A 1,626-nucleotide genomic window follows, 5' to 3' on the forward strand; every position below is an offset into this window, starting at 1 on the left:
GGTGGGGTGATCTGGTGATCCTCTGCTGCCGAGAAAAGCATCGACGTGAGGGTGTGTGTTGCCCGTACCCTATAACCGACACAGGTGGTCAGGTAGAGAATACTAAGGTGATCGAGAGAATCGTGGTTAAGGAACTCGGCAAAATGCCCCCGTAACTTCGGGAGAAGGGGGGCCATCCTGGTGAACAATCCTTGCGGTTGGGAGCTGGTGGTGGTCGCAGAGGCCAGAGAGAAGCGACTGTTTATTAAAAACACAGGTCCGTGCGAAGATGTAAGTCGATGTATACGGACTGACGCCTGCCCGGTGCTGGAAGGTTAAGAGGACCCGTTAACCCGTAAGGGTGAAGCGGAGAATTTAAGCCCCAGTAAACGGCGGTGGTAACTATAACCATCCTAAGGTAGCGAAATTCCTTGTCGGGTAAGTTCCGACCTGCACGAATGGCGTAACGACTTCTCTGCTGTCTCAACCACGAACTCGGCGAAATTGCATTACGAGTAAAGATGCTCGTTACGCGCAGCAGGACGGAAAGACCCCGAGACCTTCACTATAGTTTGGTATTGGGCTTCGGTGTGGTTTGTGTAGGATAGGTGGGAGATGTTGAAGCCTGGTCGCCAGATCGGGTGGAGTCGGCAAGTGAAATACCACTCTGACCATTCTGGATTCCTTAACTTCGGACCCTGATCGGGTTCAGGGACAGTGCCTGATGGGTAGTTTAACTGGGGCGGTTGCCTCCTAAAGAGTAACGGAGGCGCCCAAAGGTTCCCTCAGCCTGGTTGGCAATCAGGTGTCGAGTGTAAGTGCACAAGGGAGCTTGACTGTGAGACGGACGTGTCGAGCAGGAGCGAAAGCTGGGACTAGTGACCCGGCCATGGCTTGTGGAAGCGTGGTCGCTCAACGGATAAAAGGTACCTCGGGGATAACAGGCTGATCTTGCCCAAGAGTCCATATCGACGGCATGGTTTGGCACCTCGATGTCGGCTCGTCGCATCCTGGGGCTGGAGTCGGTCCCAAGGGTTGGGCTGTTCGCCCATTAAAGCGGTACGCGAGCTGGGTTTAGAACGTCGTGAGACAGTTCGGTCCCTATCCGCTGCGTGCGTAGGAAATTTGTGGAGGGCTGTCCTTAGTACGAGAGGACCGGGACGGACGAACCTCTGGTGTGCCAGTTGTACCGCCAGGTGCATGGCTGGTTGGCTACGTTCGGGAAGGATAACCGCTGAAAGCATCTAAGCGGGAAGCCTGCTCCGAGATGAGATTTCCATCCCATTTTGTGGGGGGAGGTGCCCAGGAGAACACTGGGTTGATAGGCCGGGTATGGAAGCACAGCAATGTGTGGAGTTGACTGGTACTAATACGCCGATCACTCACACAACCCTTTCGGGGTTGGTGTGTGCGGAAGTAACATTAACGGGTTTTTGATGAGACCACGCTGTGTGGTGTTCGCGTTCGCTGTGCGGTTCTTGGACCATTACCACACACGGGTAAGTGTGTGGGTGGTTTGTTGGTTTTGCGGTGGTGATAGTGGTGGGGAAACGCCCGGTTAACCGTTCCGATCCCGGTAGCTAAGCCCATGTCATGCTGATGGTACTGCAACTTGGTGGTTGTGGGAGAGTAAGTGACTGCCGCAAT

2 rRNA genes are annotated in these 1,626 nt (G+C 54.6%); both read left to right on the forward strand.

Annotated elements, in window-relative coordinates:
- A 23S ribosomal RNA gene (locus tag ACFQ91_RS17175) occupies positions 1–1,370 on the forward strand; the annotation flags it as partial.
- A 135-nt stretch (positions 1,371–1,505) separates the two neighbouring features.
- A 5S ribosomal RNA gene (rrf, locus tag ACFQ91_RS17180) occupies positions 1,506–1,625 on the forward strand.
- Position 1,626: the final 1 nt, after the last annotated feature.

This window comes from Brevibacterium sp. NPDC056726 (assembly GCF_042790515.1).
Taxonomy (GTDB): domain Bacteria; phylum Actinomycetota; class Actinomycetes; order Actinomycetales; family Brevibacteriaceae; genus Brevibacterium; species Brevibacterium sanguinis.